Raw genomic sequence first — 15,644 nt, 5'->3', positions numbered from 1 at the left:
GAACGCGACAGTGACCAACCCGGGCCCATGGTCGCCACCGTCCCGCCGCCGGCCTCTGAAGATCTTGGAAGCGAACTGCCCCTCCGAGGGCCGGAATCTTCCACGATCGCGGGGGAGACCGACGAGGCGGGCGCGACCGGCGAGGTCGGGGGTGCGGGCGTACCCCCTCGGGCGGTTGGGGGGCGGCGGCGGGTGACGGCCGCGCCGGAGCCCGCGCCGGAGCTGTCCGACCGTGAGCTGCGCGGCGCGTTGGAGGCGATCCTGCTGGTGGTCGACGAGCCGGTCAGCGAGCTGGTCCTGGCCCAGGTGCTGGAGCAGCCGGCCGAGCGGATCGGGCCGATGCTCGACGAGATCGCCGCCGGCTACACGGCCGCCGGGCACGGGTTCGAGCTGCGCCGGGCGGCCGGCGGTTGGCGGCTGTACACCCGGCCGGAATACGCTACGTACGTCGAGCGGTTCGTGTTGGACGGGCAGTCTGTCCGGCTGACCCAGGCGGCGTTGGAGACCCTCGCCGTTGTCGCGTACAAGCAGCCGGTGACGCGGTCGCGCATCTCAGCCATCCGCGGTGTCAACTGCGACGGGGTCATCCGTACGCTTGTGACCCGCGGCCTGGTCGAGGAGTGCGGCACCGAAACGGACAGCGGGGCGTTCCTCTACCGGACGACCACGCTGTTCCTGGAGAAGCTCGGGCTGAACACCGTCGACGAACTGCCACCGCTCGCCCCTTTCCTGCCCGACGACGTAGAAGAGCTTGCCGATGCGACCCGATAACCGTTCCCCGAAACCCGACGCCCCCGTCTACGAGGGTGCCGAGCGCCTGCAGAAGGTGCTCGCCGCCGCCGGCGTGGGTTCCCGGCGCGCCTGCGAGGACCTGATCTTCCGGCGCCGGGTCACGGTGGACGGGCGCGTCGCCAAGCTCGGCGACAAGGTCGATCCGGCCACCGCCGTGATCCACGTGGACGGCGAGCGCCTGCAGGTCGACACCCGCCTGGTCTACGTGGCGATGAACAAGCCGCGCGGCGTGGTCACCACCATGGCGGACGACAAGGGGCGCAACGAGCTGGCCGAGTTCATCGGCAACCGCGTGGAGCAGCGGGTCTACCACGTCGGGCGGCTCGACGCGGACAGCGAGGGCCTGCTGCTGCTCACCAACGACGGCACCCTCGCGCACAAGCTCATGCACCCCTCGTACGAGGTGCTGAAGACGTACCTCGCCGAGGTGGTCGGGCCGATCCCGCGCAACCTGAGCAAGCGGCTGCTGGCCGGCGTCGAGCTGGAGGACGGCCCGGTCAAGGTCGACTCGTTCCGGGTGGTGGACACGCTTGGCAAAAGCGCCCAGGTGGAGCTGAGCCTGCACGAGGGGCGCAAACACATCGTGCGGCGTCTGCTGGCCGAGGTCGGTCACCCGGTCACCCGGCTGGTGCGTACCTCGATCGGTCCCATCCGGTTGGGTGACCTGCGCACGGGGCGGATCCGGCGCCTGACCAACGCGGAGGTCGCCGCCCTGTTCCACGCGGTGGGTGACTGAGCCCACGGGATCGGGGTACGGCTGCCGGTAGGCCCCGTGACGTGGCGTGGGTCGCCACCGGCGGCGTCGCGCGCGGGTCCACCACGGGCCCCGGGCATGATTGACGATGATGGACAACCGCTTGCGGCGCCAGCACCGGGCGATCCGTGAGGTACGGGCTGAGGAGGACACGGTGGAGGAAAACGTACGGACCGGGCGATGTGTGGTCGCTGTGGATGGGCCGTCCGGTTCGGGTAAGTCCACCGTCTCGCGGCGGCTCGCCGCTGGCATCGGTGCGCGCTACCTGGACACCGGGGCGATGTACCGGGCGATCACGTGGGCCGTTCTGCGCTCCGGCGTGGATCTCGCCGACGCCGCGTCGGTGGCGAAGGTCGCCGGCGAGGTGGACCTGCGCATCGGCACCGACCCGCAGGGGTACGGCGTGACCGTCGACGGCGTGAGCGTGGACGCGGACATCCGCGGCCCCGAGGTGACCGCAGCGGTCTCCGCCGTCGCCGCCGTGCCGGCCGTCCGCGAGCTGCTGGTCGCCCGGCAGCGCGAGATGATCGTCAACGCGGGCCGGATGGTCGTCGAGGGCCGGGACATCGGCTCGGTCGTGGCGCCGGACGCCGACCTGAAGGTCTTCCTGACCGCCTCCGAGGCCGCCCGCGCGGCCCGGCGCAGCGCCGAGGACGCCGCCGACGTGGCGGCCACCGCCGCGGACCTGGCCCGCCGGGACCGGCTCGACTCGACCCGCAAGGTCAACCCGCTCGCCCAGGCGCCGGACGCCGTCGTGCTGGACACCACCGAGCTGGGCATCGACGAGGTCGTCGCGCGACTGCGTGGCCTTCTCAGCGAGCGGGGTGTGGCATGAGCAGCGATGGTGGCGGTTGGGTCGAGTTGCGCGAGCCCGACGTCGCCGTCGAGGAGCCGACCGGCCCGCAGCCGGTGGTGGCCGTGGTCGGCCGCCCCAACGTGGGCAAGTCCACTCTGGTCAACCGGATCATCGGCCGCCGGCAGGCGGTCGTCGAGGACGTTCCCGGGGTGACCCGGGACCGGGTCCCGTACGACGCGCAGTGGAACGGCCGGTCGTTCACCGTGGTGGACACCGGCGGCTGGGAGCCGGACGCGAAGGACCGCGCCGCGGCCATCGCCGCGCAGGCCGAGACGGCGGTGCTCACCGCCGACGTGGTGCTCTTCGTGGTCGACGCCATGGTCGGCTCCACCGACGTGGACGAGGCCGCGGTGAAGATGCTGCGGCGCAGCGCCAAGCCGGTGATCCTGGTGGCGAACAAGGCCGACAACACCTCCATCGAGATGGAGGCCACGTCGCTGTGGTCGCTCGGCCTCGGCGAGCCGTTCCCGGTGTCCGCGCTGCACGGGCGCGGCTCCGGCGACCTGCTGGACGCCATCCTCGCGGCGCTGCCGGAGGCCCCGGCGATCGTTGAGAACCGTCCGCGCGGGCCACGCCGGGTCGCGCTTGTCGGCCGGCCCAACGTCGGCAAGTCCAGCCTGCTCAACCGGTTCTCCGGCGAGGAGCGGGCGGTCGTCGACTCGGTCGCCGGCACCACTGTGGACCCGGTGGACAGCCTTGTCGACATCGGCGGTCAGACCTGGCAACTGGTCGACACCGCAGGTCTGCGCAAGCGGGTCGGCAAGGCCAGCGGCACCGAGTACTACGCCAGCCTGCGCACCGCTGGCGCGATCGAGGCCGCCGAGGTGGCAGTGGTGCTGCTCGACGCCAGCGAGCCGATCAGCGAGCAGGACCAGCGGATCCTGACGATGGTGACCGAGGCCGGCCGGGCGCTGGTCATCGCGTTCAACAAGTGGGACCTGGTCGACGCGGACCGCCGCTACTACCTGGACAAGGAGATCGACCGGGAGTTGCGCCGCATCCCCTGGGCGATCCGACTGAACCTGTCCGCGATGACCGGCCGCGCGGTGGACAAGCTGGCCCCGGCGCTCAACAAGGCCCTGGCCAGCTGGGAAACCCGGGTGCCGACCGCGCAGCTCAACCAGTGGCTGACCGCCCTGGTGCAGGCCACCCCGCACCCGGTGCGCGGCGGTCGCGCGCCGCGGATCCTGTTCGCCACCCAGGCGGGCGTGGCGCCGCCGCGGTTCGTGCTCTTCACCACCGGCCCACTCGACGCCGGCTACCAGCGCTTCGTCGAGCGCAAGCTCCGCGAGGAGTTCGGGTACGAGGGCAGCCCCATCGAAATATCCGTCCGCCCCCGCAAGAAGCTCGGCCCCGGCGGCCGAGGCAAGGCGCACGGCTGACCCTGGCTGTTTCGGGTGGGCCAGGCGACGTCGCCTGGCCCACCCTCCTAGGACGCTCTAGGGGTTGTGCGGTGGTTCGCGGCGCACACGACCCGGGTGGGGCCTGTGCGGACGAGCGGAAGCCGCTGCGCTAAGCTGTACCGGCTGTCGCAGGGGAAACCTTGCGAGGGCGGGACGTGGCGCAGCTTGGTAGCGCACTTGACTGGGGGTCAAGGGGTCGTCGGTTCGAATCCGGCCGTCCCGACAGAGAAGAAGCCCTGACCAGCGGAAACGTTGGTCAGGGCTTTAAGTTTGTCTATGGGGTTTTGAACCGCCCCCCGAAAACCCCCCATTTACCGGGGTCGGCGACCAGGTTCGTCATCCCTGCGCATCGTTGGGCAATGCGGGTGTGGGACGTCGCCTGAGGTCGGCACCGAGTCGCTCGAGGATGTCCGAGACGTCCGGGGCTTGGGCGGGCTTGGCGATGTAGTAGGTGGCGGTGACCTCCTCGCGGGAGTGTCCCAGCTGTGCTGCGGCGCTTTTCGTGTCGGTCTCTTCTTTGATGAGGGTGGCGACGGTCTTGCGGAAGGTGTGGGGGGTGACCCAGGCGAGGTCGGTGTCGGCGCGGGCCTCACGCCACTGGCGGCGGACGTTGTTGGGCGAGAGCCAGGTGCCGCGTCGGGAGGCGAAGATCGCGTCGTGGGGGTTGTCGGCGGCGACGAGCTTGCGGGCCATGATCATGCCGACGGCGAACCGGGGCAGGACGACCATTCGCCAGCCGGCGTCGCTCTTGGTCCAGGGTTGGCGGAAGAAGCCCTGGCCTTTGACGAAGACGAGCGTGCCGCAGATCGTCAGGGTGGGGCGTTCGGCGGCGAGGTCGAGGTCCTCCCATCGCAGGGCAAGGATCTCGCCGATGCGGGCGCCGGTGGCGAGCATCAGGTCGACGACGTCCGCTAGGTCGCCGCTGTGCCGTGGTCCGGGCTTGCCGGGGATCGGTCGCTGCCAGTCGCGGATCGCCGTGCGGACGGCCTGGAGATTCTCGTCGGTGAGGGCGACGACGGTGCGGCGGGGTTTACGGAGCCGGCCGGTGTCGCGTACGGGGTTGGTGGGGATCGCGCCGTGGCGAACGGCCAGGGCGAACATCTGGCTCAGGACGACTTTCGCGCCCTTGGCTGCCGAGGGGCGGTCTTTGGCGATGTCGCGCAGGAACCGATCCAGGCGCCCAACGCTGGCTTCTCTGATTCGGAGGTTGCCCAGGGCGGGCAGGATCGCGTTGCGAGTGCTGGTCTCGTATCGCTGGATGGTCTGTGCTGCGATCCGCTCCTCGGTGGTGATCTCGTCGATCCACAGGTCGGCGAGTGTGCTGACGCGGGTCTCCCGGGTGATCTCGTCGTCGTTGGGGGTGGTGCGGTCACGTAGCTTGACCTTCAGCGCCCGTTCCGCGGCCGGGCCGGTGGTGCCGGTGGCCTCGATGTCGCGGGTCTTGCCGTCGTAGTCGCGAAACCGCGCTCGGGCGCGGAACCGATTGGGCCCCAGCTTCTGAGTGCGGATCTTGCCCCAGGTGCCGATGGGTAGTTCAGGTCGGGCCATGGGGTCAGCGCTCCGCGTCGGTGTGGTCGTCGAGCCAGCGTTCGACTTCGCTGCGCCGGTACCGCAGGGTGTTGCCGACGCGGATGGCGCGGGGTCCCTTACCTCGGCTGTGCCAGGCGTAGAGGGTGTTCTTGGGCTTGCCCAGCCAGGCGGCGACGTCGTCGATGCTCAGGAGCGGGTCCGGCCGCCACTCCGGGGCGGCTGAGACGTTCATCGGCGACCCAACATGTTGGTGGAGCCGGGCAGTCGGCGCGGCGTGACGCGGCCGGCAGGCTGCCGGCCACCGGGCGGTGAGGAACCGGCTGCGGTACGGGGGCGGGGCGAACATGGATCTGGCGTCCTTTCAGGATTCCAGCATGATTGGTATCGGGGGTCCTTGGCGCTATCACTGCCATAGGCGGTCGTGAGACTTATCGACTGTGGCTGTTTATCCATCCGGTTTGGTCGTATGGCGTCAAGCCTCTCGTTGATTGTTGTTACCGCAAGATGCTGCGGGCATTGCGGCTCGTCTCGGCGGAAATGCTTGCTCTGAATCTCGAAGCTTGACGCCGGCGATTGGTGGGTGCCCGCTGGTTTTCCGGTCAGTGAGGGTTTGGCATTGCGGGATCTCATACGAGGCTCAGATGCGTAGGAGTTTGTTGAGCAGGTTGTAGGGTGCGTCCGCTTGGCCTGCTCGATATCAATGCGGATCCGGAAATTCTGGAACGTTCCCATGTTTGTGCCCTTTCGGTGAGGTGCGGTGGCCGCGTTCGCTCGGTGGGTTGGTCCAGTGGCGTTCGCGTGTCTGCCAGCGCGGCTGAGTTGGAGGTCCTGAGGTCGGCGCTGGTCGGATTGCCGGCCTGTGCGCTGGGAGGACTGGCCGGCTCGAAGTCTCGTGGCGCTTGGGTCACTCGAAGTTGTTCGGTCTAGGGGCTCAGTCGGCCATCGTGGTGGCCGAGTTGGATGGCCAGGATTGTTGGTGCGCTTCGGCGATTTTGGAACTCCTTCCGAAAATGCGAGTGCCGGCTGAGCCTTCGCTCAACCGGCACTCGTCTGCTGCTATACGTATCGCTGTATGTAGGTGTGGCATTTCGGCCTGCCTCCTCCTCGGCGGGCGTGTCAGACGTTCTCCGGTCGCTTGTTGATGTTGGTGGACTGCTGGCTCAGTTGCCTTGACGGGGCTAGGCAGGAAAGCAGGGACGAGTAATGGGTCGAGTTGGGCGAGGATCTGCTGCTGGCCGACGTAGACGCTGCGCGGCTGGTCGATGCGCCCGGCGTCGCTGCCATCGCCGTTGTAATTGCGGTGTTAGCAGCCCGAGGGGCTTCGCGGTCCTTCAGCCGCCCGTCCGGTCGGCGAGGTGGCGTAGTGCCGTTCCTGGCTGGGGAAAGGCGAGCCGCAGGGTGTGTGCGGTGAGTCGGATGCCCCACCAGGTGAGGGCGGCGAGGTAGCCAACGATGAGGGCGCCGGTGGTGTCAACGGTGAAGACGAGGGCGTAGCCGATGGCGAGACCGGGTGCGGTGATGGCGCGGATCGTACGGCGGCGGCTGATGGTGAGGGCGGTGGCAATGCCGACGAGGGCTGCGCCGATGCTGCCAGCGATGGGGGCGACGGCGTTCGTGGAGATGGGTGTGGTGAGGGTGATTGCGGCACGCATGAGGTAGATGCCGGCGGTGGCGGTGATCGCGTGGGTGACGGCGGGGCGGGTCATGGCGAGCCACGTGGGTAGCGCGTTGGCGGGGATGCGGGGTGCGGTCGCGGCGATGAGGGCGGCGAAGGCGGCCAACGGTAGGGCTGCCCCGAGGGTCCATTTGAGATATGGGGTGTAGTCGTATTCGACGGCGGTGCCTGTGGCGAGGCCGTAGAGCGCTGCGGTGATGGCGCCGCCGACGGCGGTGGTGAGGTATCCGCGTCGAATGAGGCTGCCTGTGGTGGGTTCGGGTGTTGATGCGGTGGGTGTCCCGGCGAGCAAGGTGGTGGGCGCGAGGTGCGCAACGGCGAATGCGGTGAGCATCACGAGTGCGCCGGCGGTGCCGAGTTGCGGTAAGGAGGTGCGGACGCCGACGACCCAGGTGCTGAAGGTGGTGATGTAGGCGCTGAGGATGGCTTGCAGGAGCAGGACCAGGGAACAGGCACCGAGGAGCAGGGCACCGGTGAGGTCGCTGATACGTAGGCGCACGCGGGGTAGCCGTGCAGCGGCTGCCGAGCCTGATTGGTGCGTGGTGGTGAGGGCGAGGGCACCGTCGGCGAGGGCGTGGGGGTGATCGATGAGTGTGGGGGTTTTGCCGGTGGCCGCGGCGAGCGCTTCGGCCAGCGCGGCTACGCCGGGGGCTGGTCTGAGGACGACGTCAGCGAGGTGCGTTTTGTCGATGTCGGCCGAGTCGAGGAGTCCGTCGACTGCGTCGGGAATCTGGTCGAGGAGGGGCTGTGCGGCGGCTGTGACGTCGTGACGGGTGATGACGGCGGGTTGGCGGGGCGCGGGCAGCAGGATCAGGGCTTGGTCTTGGGTCGTGAGTAGGTGCCTGGCGGTGCGGACGGATTCCAGGAGGGCACGTCCGACGTCTGGCTGGTCGCTACTGGGCGCAGTGATGATCGCTTGGAGCGGGTCGGAGTCTGTGGTGGCCGTCTGGACGACGTGGTGGGCGATGAGGTGGTCGAGGTCATGGGCAAGGCTGATCTGCTGTGTCGCCAGTTCGCGGTAGCCGTCGGCGGCGGTTTGCAAGACGGTGAGGGTCGCCGGTTCGCGGTCTGCCTGGCAAATGAGCACGCAGGAGCCTGCTGGCACGGTGACGCCGAGGATTGTGGCGTAGGCGGCGAGAGCGGCGGGTGCGGTGACCAGGGCGGGAGGTGGAAATCCCGCGCGGGTTGCTGCCTCGCTGACGTGTCCGCAGCGGCGTGGTCCCCAGCTCGGCGGAACGGTAACGGTGAGCGCGGTGATGGGCCCGTTGACCTGGACGGCAGCATGATGGGTGACGTGCCGCAGCACGGTGGCGAGTAGATCCACCGGGTCGGGTTGCGTCGTATCGGCGGTGTTGATGGGCCGGCCGAGAAGGTCCGTCGGGTTATCGACGAACCGGTGGTCGGCCGGCAGAGACATCGCGGCCATTGGGTCGAGACCGACGTAGATCTCCCCTGCGGGCCCGATAACGACGCCAGGTGGCATGACGAGGCGACCGTCGATGAGAATGGGGATCTTGAGGCCTTGCCGGCTGACAGTGGCCGCGATGGCCGACGAACTTAAGTCGATCGACAAGACAGTGCCCCCGCTTGGCATGAGGGGCAGTCTCGTCCCTGAAGGCATCCGGGTGTCAACCGTGATCCGCAGAACGTGACTCGTTGTACGCGGATGGTGAGAATCTCTCCCGATGGGATAGTCGAAGGCACTCACCCTCGTGTATTTGAAGAAGATCGGGGATCAACGGCAGGGGGACAGGTGCCGCAGACGCACCGAGGCAGAGACGACAAACTCGCCGAGTACGGTGCACGAGCCACCGTTCGCATCCCATCAGATCCGCGGCCGCGCCGCGCGAGGCCGTCCCTGAGCGGTGCTCTTCGCGGCGTCATCGGTGCCGGTCTCTTCTTGGTCGCCGTTCCGGTACTGCTGTGGGCTGCGGGTGGGAACCCGCTGCGCCGGCTGCCGGCCTGGTCACAGATCCCCGACTGGTTCGCGCGCTCCAGCGGACGGTTCACCCCCGACTTCCTCATCGGTGCGGCCCTCTGGGCGATATGGCTGCTGTGGGGAGTATTCACACTGCTCCTGCTCGCCGAGATCCTCGCGGCGGTGACCCGGTGGCGTATCCCCATCCTCAGGCTGCCGGCCCCGTTGCACCGGCTCGTGTTCGGTCTGGCCGGCACCGCCGCGCTCGCCGTCACCCCCGCAGGCTCCCTCGACGCGGCGGCGCATGCGGATCGGCCGTCTACACCCGTCGCTGCGACCGAGCGTGCCGATGTTCCCCGGCAAGCCGCAGCCCGGGGACCCGCCATCATCCACGTCGCCGACCAGCGCTACCTCTACACGGTCGAGCGACACGACACCTTGTCCAAGGTCGCGAAGGAGTGGCTCGGCGACGCGGGTCGGTGGCCGGAGGTCTGTGGCCTGAACAAGCACCGTCACTTTCCTGTCGGCGGTGTCCTGCGTGACTGCGACCTCATCTACCCCGGCTGGGAGCTTCGCCTACCTGCCGACGCCCGCCCACCACAAGCCGCCACACCAGCAACGCCCCCCACGCCCCGGCCGGGCCGGCCCGCGACACCACCGGCATTGCCGAGCGCCGCCCCGGACCTGCCCGATCCCGCCGTGCCGCCACCCTCACCCGAGCGACCAACCGCCATACCCACCAAGACCCGGCCGGCAGCCCCAACCGAATCCGTCTCGTCGCCACCGTCGTCGTCCGTGGTCTCCAACCCTGCCGCGCCCCCGCCCATAACGCACAGCCCTACGGCGGCCACAGATGACCGGGGTGTGGATCTGTCGGACTCCGGTTGGCTGCCCTGGTCGCTCGCCGCCGCCATCAGCGCCGCCGCCGCAATGTTGTGGCTCCAACGCCGCCGTCGATACACCGGCGAGCCTGACGATGATCCACCGACCGAGCTGCCCCCAACCGTGCTCCAGGCCCGCCGCGCCGTGGCCGCCCGCAACCCCGAGCCACCAAACGCGAGCAACGACGACGGCCCGCCGCTCGCTCTCGTACCCGACCTCGGTGCACTGCCGACCGGCGGATGCGGAGTCGTGGGCGACGGCGCGCACGCTGCCGCCCGCGCCGCCCTCGTCGCGGTGCTGGCCTCCGGCGGCCCGCACCACCCCGACGCCCGCGGCGAGGTCGTCATCGACGCCGCCACCATGACCGCGCTGCTCGGCCCGGACGCGGTGACCCTCAACCCCTGGCCGCGCCTGCACCTGACCGACAACATCAACGACGCGCTTACCGTCATCGAGTCCCGGCTGCTGCACCGCAGCCGCATCCTCGATGAGCACGCTCTAACCGACTTGGATGAGCTGCGGCGGACAGTGCCCGACGAGGGAGCGCTACCGCCGGTCATGCTCATCACCGAGACCCCGCCCGCTAGTGCCCGCATGCGCGCCAAGGTTGCCCTTGCCTTGGGCGAGGGACTGCACGTGTCCGCGCTGCTGCTCGGCGAATGGGCCCACGGCGCCACCGTCGAGGTCACCCCGGACGGACACACCACGCTCCTCTCCGGGCAGTCCGCCGAACCAGTGCCGCCGCGCCTGCCCGTACTCGAACCATCGGCCGCCATTCAGATCCTGACCACGCTCCGCGAGGCGCAGACCGGCGAACCGCCCGCGCTCACCTCACCAGCCGCACCGGTCACGATCGTGGCCCTGCACGCCAGCCGCACCGAGATCAGGCCAACCGCCACGGACCCGGCTACCCCGACCGCCGTCAAGCCCACCGACGGCACCGTGTCGGGACGGGCGCGGCTGCGCGTGCTCGGCCACCCGCGCATCGAAGGCATCACCGCCGAAGGTCGGCCGCTGCGAGCCAAAGCCCTGGAACTCGCGGTATACCTCGCCGTGCACCCCGATGGAGCCGCCACCCGCGACATCGGCGAATACCTCGAACCCGACGCCCGCATCAGCCAAGCCGACCAACGCGTACACACCAACGCCTCGAACCTGCGACACGTCCTCGGCCGCGCCGGCACCGCAGAGACGAAGAACGCCTACGTCATCAAATCCAACGGGCGGTACCTGCTCGACCCGGCGACCGTGGACGTCGACGTGTGGACACTGCGCGACCTGATGCGCAGCGCCACCATCGCCACCGAGCCGCGCCGCCGTGAACTCCTCACCACCGCCTGCGACCTCTACACCGCACCCCTCGCCGACGGCCAGGACTACGAGTGGCTGCAACCCCACCGCGAGACGGTCCGCCGGTGGGGCACCGAAGCCCACCTCCTGCTGGCCGACGACCTGCTCGACACCAACCCGCAGGCCGCATCCGACCTACTCGCCAAGGCAATCGGACTCGACCACTACAACGAAGCCCTCTACACCAAGGCGATGCACGCCCGACACGCCCTCGGCGACACCGACGGCATCCGCACCCTGCTACGCGCCCTGACCAAAGCCCTCGCCGACCTCGACGCCGAACCACACGACGACACCATCACGCTCGCCACGCAGCTCCGAAACAGCCTGGACGAGAATTGACCGTCCCCGCCAGGCCACCCCACGCACGTTCGCTACACCTGCTGGCGCTCGTGCCGATCCTCCGCTGGGCCATCACGTGCTGCGCCGGACAACCAACCCTGGCGAGCCGCAAATCCGTACGGAAAGCCCCTGCGGATTAATGCCATCCGCCCGCCCGTTCGCTGCCCCACCGTGCGGCTTGTGCAACGGGGCACCCCGGTCAACCGGCGAAACCGCCACCGCCCTGGCCGCCGCCCTCCACTGCCGAGCCGCACCAGCTGAATACACCCAGCGGCGTGCGAATGGACCGGCAGACCGCCTCGCACCGACCTAAGCGCCTGGCCCAGCCCGGCAGGAATCCAGGTGCCGAGGATGCATACACAAGCTGCGCTACACCCGCGTGGCGTATGACAGACGAGACCGGCTCCACCGGGACGGCCATTAACCGGCCCACCACGGATTGACTGCCGCTGCGCCCGGTTACCGTACGAAGCCGACGCTGGTGCTACGAGCGGCGTTTGAAGCCGCCCCGCGCGTTGTCTGCGGCAAGTCCGTGATCTCGACGTCTAGCGCCGGCTACCGCTCCGGCTCTTCCTGAAGGGCGTCGCGAACTTGCATGAGCGCGAACCCGAGCAGGTTGAGGCCCTGCCAGCGAGCCGGATCGGAGGCGACGGGATCCTCTCGAGTTAGCCCGATACCCCAGATCCGGTCCACCGGGCTGGCCTCGACGAGAACCCGCCGTCCGGTACCAGCCAGGAATTCGCGCAGCGCGGCGTGCTGTCCGAACTTAGCCAGGTTGCCGGCCACCACGATCTCGAAGCGGTGTTCGTCCCAGGTCCGTTGATCGAAGCCGACGACCCTGCCGCCGAGCGCCTTGGCCGCGTGTGGGTGCGGCGCGGCGAGAACCCGCTCGGCCATCGCGTCGTCACCGAACAGGGTGGCCTTGCGCCACATCATGTAGTGCTCCGCGGTTGCGAAAACGAGCCCGTCGATCATGAATGACACTGGCCACCACTGACTCAGGCATCCGGCGCCGACCCGGCCGTCGCGCTCCGGCTGGTGCCCCCAGAAGAACAGAAGCTTGATCCGTTCCCCGCGCGCCTGTGCGGCGACCAGATCCGTGACGCTACGACGTGAAGCCAGCATGATCGCGAGTGTCCTCGACCCGGACCCCAATGCGCCACAGTATTGTCCGGCAGAGCCGAGAGGGCGCTTGCCGGTAAGCGCCTCACGGACACCATGCTCTGTCGGCCAGATCCGGATACCGGTCCACCGTTCGGCAGCGGCTGACCGACAGTCGGTAAGAAGTGCCTCGATTGAGGTTAGACGTCTTCGGTCCAGGGTTTTTCGACGCCCGCGCGTACCGCGCTGCTTCCGGGCGGTAGGTCAAGAACGTCGATCAGGCTGGGATCCTCGTCGACGGCATGGTGCAAATGTCCGACCTTGCCGGTGCTGCCGCTCGCGTCGGAGGCTCCGATCAACTGCCAGACTCCGTCGTCCGCGTCGTGACTGATGAACAGAACAGGCTCGCGGCGTTCGAAGACCTCAGGGGTCTGAACACAGGTGGTGCCCAACAACCAGTGCCGCATCCACCAGGCTCGCCGATCGTGCCGCATGACCTGGTCGGCGACCCACCAGACGAACGGCAGGTCCTCGTGTGCGCGCGACTGGTCCGCGGTCAGGTCCGGACCGCCCTGCGGGACCCGCTCGAAGGGCTCGTCGACGAGCGAGAACGCGTGACCATCCTCGTTCGCGAAGATGACGGCGTGGAACGTTCCGCCGCCAGGATTGCCGACACCAATCCCGATGGACAGTCGGGCCACGTGCGGGTCTGAGCCCGTGCTCCAGCCGAATGCGTACGAGGCCAACTCACCGCGCGGCCCCACGAACTCGCCGAACGCACGCCGGTCCATGCCTCTGACGTCGGCGGTCGGCAGCTCAACGAGCGCACCCTCCAGCACCTGGATATCCACGCCGGAAACCTAGCTGATCGAGAACATCGACCCACAGACGCACACCACCACCACCACTCACCACGCCACCTCGACGACGACCATCGAATCAATGTCACGCCCTTATCAGGCGGTTGTCGCTGCTTGGACCAGGCGCTCGGACGGCGGCAGATGCGGACATGTCGTGAGCGACCTCAGGCAAGCTCGCGAGCCGACTTCCCCGTCTCCTCGTGCTCCGGTCGGAGCACCACCCATCCAAGATCCTGGCCGACCAGCGCGGTGGCAAGCCTTCGAAGCACGTGTGGAAACTGATCCGCATCGGCCGAGACCTCAACGTCAAGATGCCATCGCCCCGACCCGCTACCCGCGCCGGTTACATCGCCATCCGCGCGTAGTGCAGTCGCGAGTAGGTCTTCAACATCATCGCGATCGACGTCGTCAGGCAACTGATGATTACCAATGACCTCGATGAGCATGCGTGCGATCATAGGCGGAGCCCGAGGAGGGGCGCGCGCTCATCGGCTACTTGTTTCATTGACCTGCGATCGTGGCCCGGCCAGGCTTCGGTCGAGGCGCCCGGGCTGTCGCTCTCATTTCGGCTGCCCACGCTGGTCGTGTGGCTCTCATTTGGCCTGCGCGGCCCGGGCGTCGCCCCAGGGCGGGGAGAGGCTCAAGAGGGGTTTGCTCGGCTCGAAGTAGCGTTGCCCTCCCGGCTCGACAACCCAGGTGGATCGAGCATCGGAGGACCCGTTGAGTGCCATTTCTGATCGTGTGGTCATCGGGATGGACCCACACAAGCGCTCCGCCACGATCGAGGTCATGGCCCGCGACGAGACCATCGTCGGCGGCGGCCGGTTCGACACCAACCGCAACGGCTACACAGCTATGGCAAAGTACGCCAAGCAGTGGCCGAACCGGGTCTGGGCGATCGAGGGCTGCCAGGGCATCGGCCGGCACATCGCCAACCGGCTACTCGCCGACGGTGAACAGATCGTCGACGTCCCGCCGAAGCTGTCCGCCAGGGCGCGCGTGTTCGCCACCGGCCAGGGCCGCAAGACCGACGCCACCGACGCCCACTCCATCGCCCTGGCCGGCACCCGCATGACCGGGCTACGCCCGGTCGTCAACGACGAACAACTCGCCCTGCTGCGGATCCTGGTCGACCGGCGCCGCTCCCTCGGCGAGGACCACACCCGGATGATCTCCCAGCTGCACCAACTGCTGCTGGAACTCATTCCCGGTGGGGCGAAGAAGAGCCTGTCCGCCGCCCAAGCCAAGACACTGCTGGCAACGGTCCGACCCCGGGACGCCGTCGGCAAGGCCCGACGGCGGGTCGCCGCGGAGCTGATCAGCGACCTCGAACGCATCTACCGACGCTCCAAAGACGCCGACAAGGAACTGAAAGAACTGGTCGCCTCCACCGTCACCACGCTGATGGACCTGCACGGCATCGGACCCTCCGGCGCCGCCCGCCTCCTGGTCGAGGTCGGCGACATCACCCGGTTTCCCAACCGGGCCCACTTCGCCTCCTGGAACGGCACCGCCCCCATCGACGCGTCCTCCGGCGAGCAGATACGCCACCGGCTCTCCCGCGCCGGGAACCGGCAGATCAACCGGGTGCTGCACATCATGGCCACCGTCCAGCTCCGCAACCCCACCGAAGGCCGCGCCTACTTCGACCGCAAGAAGGCCTCCGGCAAGACATCGATGGAAGCGATGCGCGCGCTGAAACGACGCCTGTCCGACATCGTCTACCGATGCATGATCGAGGACGCCACAGCCGCCATGGCAGCGGGCCCGGGAGGACAACAGGGAACGGCAACTGGCTCCAGCGCGACCGACTCTCATCCCCCAGTCGGCTCTTCGGAGAAGTCACTTCCCGGACCCGCCGAGACCCAGGATAGAACTCTCCTCCCGGCGGTGTCTTGACACAGAGGGGAGCCAGATGAGGACGTAGCCCGACTGGCGACCTAGAGGATCATGACTGACATCTTCGGATCCGCCGAAGTGGTCGTCGCAGCGGATGCGCTGGTTAGGGCGCCACCCGGTGGGATCAGTGTCTCAACGATTACATCAGCTATCGAGGGTCTGCTGCACCGATAGGTGACAGTTTCAGTCACGCGGCCTGACTGGCCGGTGGGGTCATGATGGTCTCGTACTCGATAGGGGTCAACCGGGACAGGGATCGTTGGCGTCGACGGCGGTGGTAGG

General features: G+C 68.6%; 12 protein-coding genes and 1 tRNA gene. 7 read left to right on the top strand and 6 right to left on the bottom strand.

Going from position 1 to position 15,644, the window contains the following annotated elements; genetic code table 11:
* Positions 1 to 27: 27 nt before the first annotated feature.
* The 5 genes from scpB to FHG89_RS13600 all read left to right on the top strand — a co-directional run bounded on the left by scpB (position 28) and on the right by FHG89_RS13600 (position 4,028).
* Positions 28 to 771, top strand: a complete 744-nt coding sequence (gene scpB / locus FHG89_RS13620; RefSeq protein WP_425280173.1) for an SMC-Scp complex subunit ScpB — start codon at positions 28 to 30, stop codon at positions 769 to 771.
* Positions 758 to 1,528, top strand: coding sequence for a pseudouridine synthase (locus FHG89_RS13615; protein WP_139584745.1), 771 nt, complete (start codon positions 758 to 760; stop codon positions 1,526 to 1,528). The genes scpB and FHG89_RS13615 overlap by 14 nt, the downstream gene beginning before the upstream one ends.
* A 172-nt stretch (positions 1,529 to 1,700) precedes the next feature.
* A complete protein-coding gene (gene cmk, locus FHG89_RS13610; RefSeq protein ID WP_139584746.1) occupies positions 1,701 to 2,381 on the top strand; it encodes a (d)CMP kinase in 681 nt (226 codons plus the stop codon).
* Entirely contained in the window at positions 2,378 to 3,784 is a 1,407-nt protein-coding gene (gene der, locus FHG89_RS13605) for a ribosome biogenesis GTPase Der (RefSeq protein ID WP_139584744.1), read from the top strand. The genes cmk and der overlap by 4 nt, the downstream gene beginning before the upstream one ends.
* Before the next feature lie 170 nt (positions 3,785 to 3,954).
* Positions 3,955 to 4,028 (top strand) — tRNA-Pro (locus tag FHG89_RS13600).
* 113 nt (positions 4,029 to 4,141) lie between these two features.
* On the opposite strand, the gene FHG89_RS13595 is transcribed toward FHG89_RS13600, so the two are convergent.
* The 3 genes from FHG89_RS13595 to FHG89_RS13585 all read right to left on the bottom strand — a co-directional run bounded on the left by FHG89_RS13595 (position 4,142) and on the right by FHG89_RS13585 (position 8,583).
* Entirely contained in the window at positions 4,142 to 5,353 is a 1,212-nt protein-coding gene (locus FHG89_RS13595; protein WP_139584743.1) for a tyrosine-type recombinase/integrase, read from the bottom strand.
* Between the two features lie 4 nt (positions 5,354 to 5,357).
* On the bottom strand, positions 5,358 to 5,567 hold the full coding sequence (locus FHG89_RS13590) for a helix-turn-helix transcriptional regulator (RefSeq protein ID WP_112584515.1): 210 nt from the start codon (positions 5,565 to 5,567) through the stop codon (positions 5,358 to 5,360).
* Between the two features lie 1,099 nt (positions 5,568 to 6,666).
* Positions 6,667 to 8,583, bottom strand: coding sequence for an Hsp70 family protein (locus FHG89_RS13585; RefSeq protein ID WP_139584742.1), 1,917 nt, complete (start codon positions 8,581 to 8,583; stop codon positions 6,667 to 6,669).
* 327 nt (positions 8,584 to 8,910) lie between these two features.
* Here FHG89_RS13585 and FHG89_RS13580 point away from each other — a divergent pair, with 327 nt between their 5' ends.
* Positions 8,911 to 11,502 carry a BTAD domain-containing putative transcriptional regulator gene (locus FHG89_RS13580; RefSeq protein WP_244295420.1) on the top strand — a complete coding sequence of 864 codons (2,592 nt, stop codon included), beginning with the start codon at positions 8,911 to 8,913 and terminating at the stop codon, positions 11,500 to 11,502.
* 555 nt (positions 11,503 to 12,057) lie between these two features.
* Here the strand turns inward: FHG89_RS13580 and FHG89_RS13575 are convergent.
* The 3 genes from FHG89_RS13575 to FHG89_RS13565 all read right to left on the bottom strand — a co-directional run bounded on the left by FHG89_RS13575 (position 12,058) and on the right by FHG89_RS13565 (position 13,909).
* Entirely contained in the window at positions 12,058 to 12,627 is a 570-nt protein-coding gene (locus FHG89_RS13575; RefSeq protein WP_139584740.1) for an NADAR family protein, read from the bottom strand.
* Positions 12,628 to 12,803: 176 nt separating this feature from the next.
* Positions 12,804 to 13,454: a hypothetical protein gene (locus tag FHG89_RS13570; protein WP_139584739.1), complete on the bottom strand. Its 651-nt coding sequence runs from the start codon at positions 13,452 to 13,454 to the stop codon at positions 12,804 to 12,806.
* A 173-nt stretch (positions 13,455 to 13,627) separates the two neighbouring features.
* Positions 13,628 to 13,909, bottom strand: a complete 282-nt coding sequence (locus FHG89_RS13565) for a hypothetical protein (RefSeq protein WP_139584738.1) — start codon at positions 13,907 to 13,909, stop codon at positions 13,628 to 13,630.
* Between the two features lie 307 nt (positions 13,910 to 14,216).
* Here FHG89_RS13565 and FHG89_RS13560 point away from each other — a divergent pair, with 307 nt between their 5' ends.
* Positions 14,217 to 15,362, top strand: a complete 1,146-nt coding sequence (locus FHG89_RS13560) for an IS110 family RNA-guided transposase (protein WP_139584737.1) — start codon at positions 14,217 to 14,219, stop codon at positions 15,360 to 15,362.
* The last annotated feature ends 282 nt before the right edge of the window (positions 15,363 to 15,644 follow it).

Source organism: Micromonospora orduensis (assembly GCF_006228125.1).
Taxonomy (GTDB): domain Bacteria; phylum Actinomycetota; class Actinomycetes; order Mycobacteriales; family Micromonosporaceae; genus Micromonospora; species Micromonospora orduensis.
This window is presented reverse-complemented; position numbering and strand designations above follow the sequence as displayed.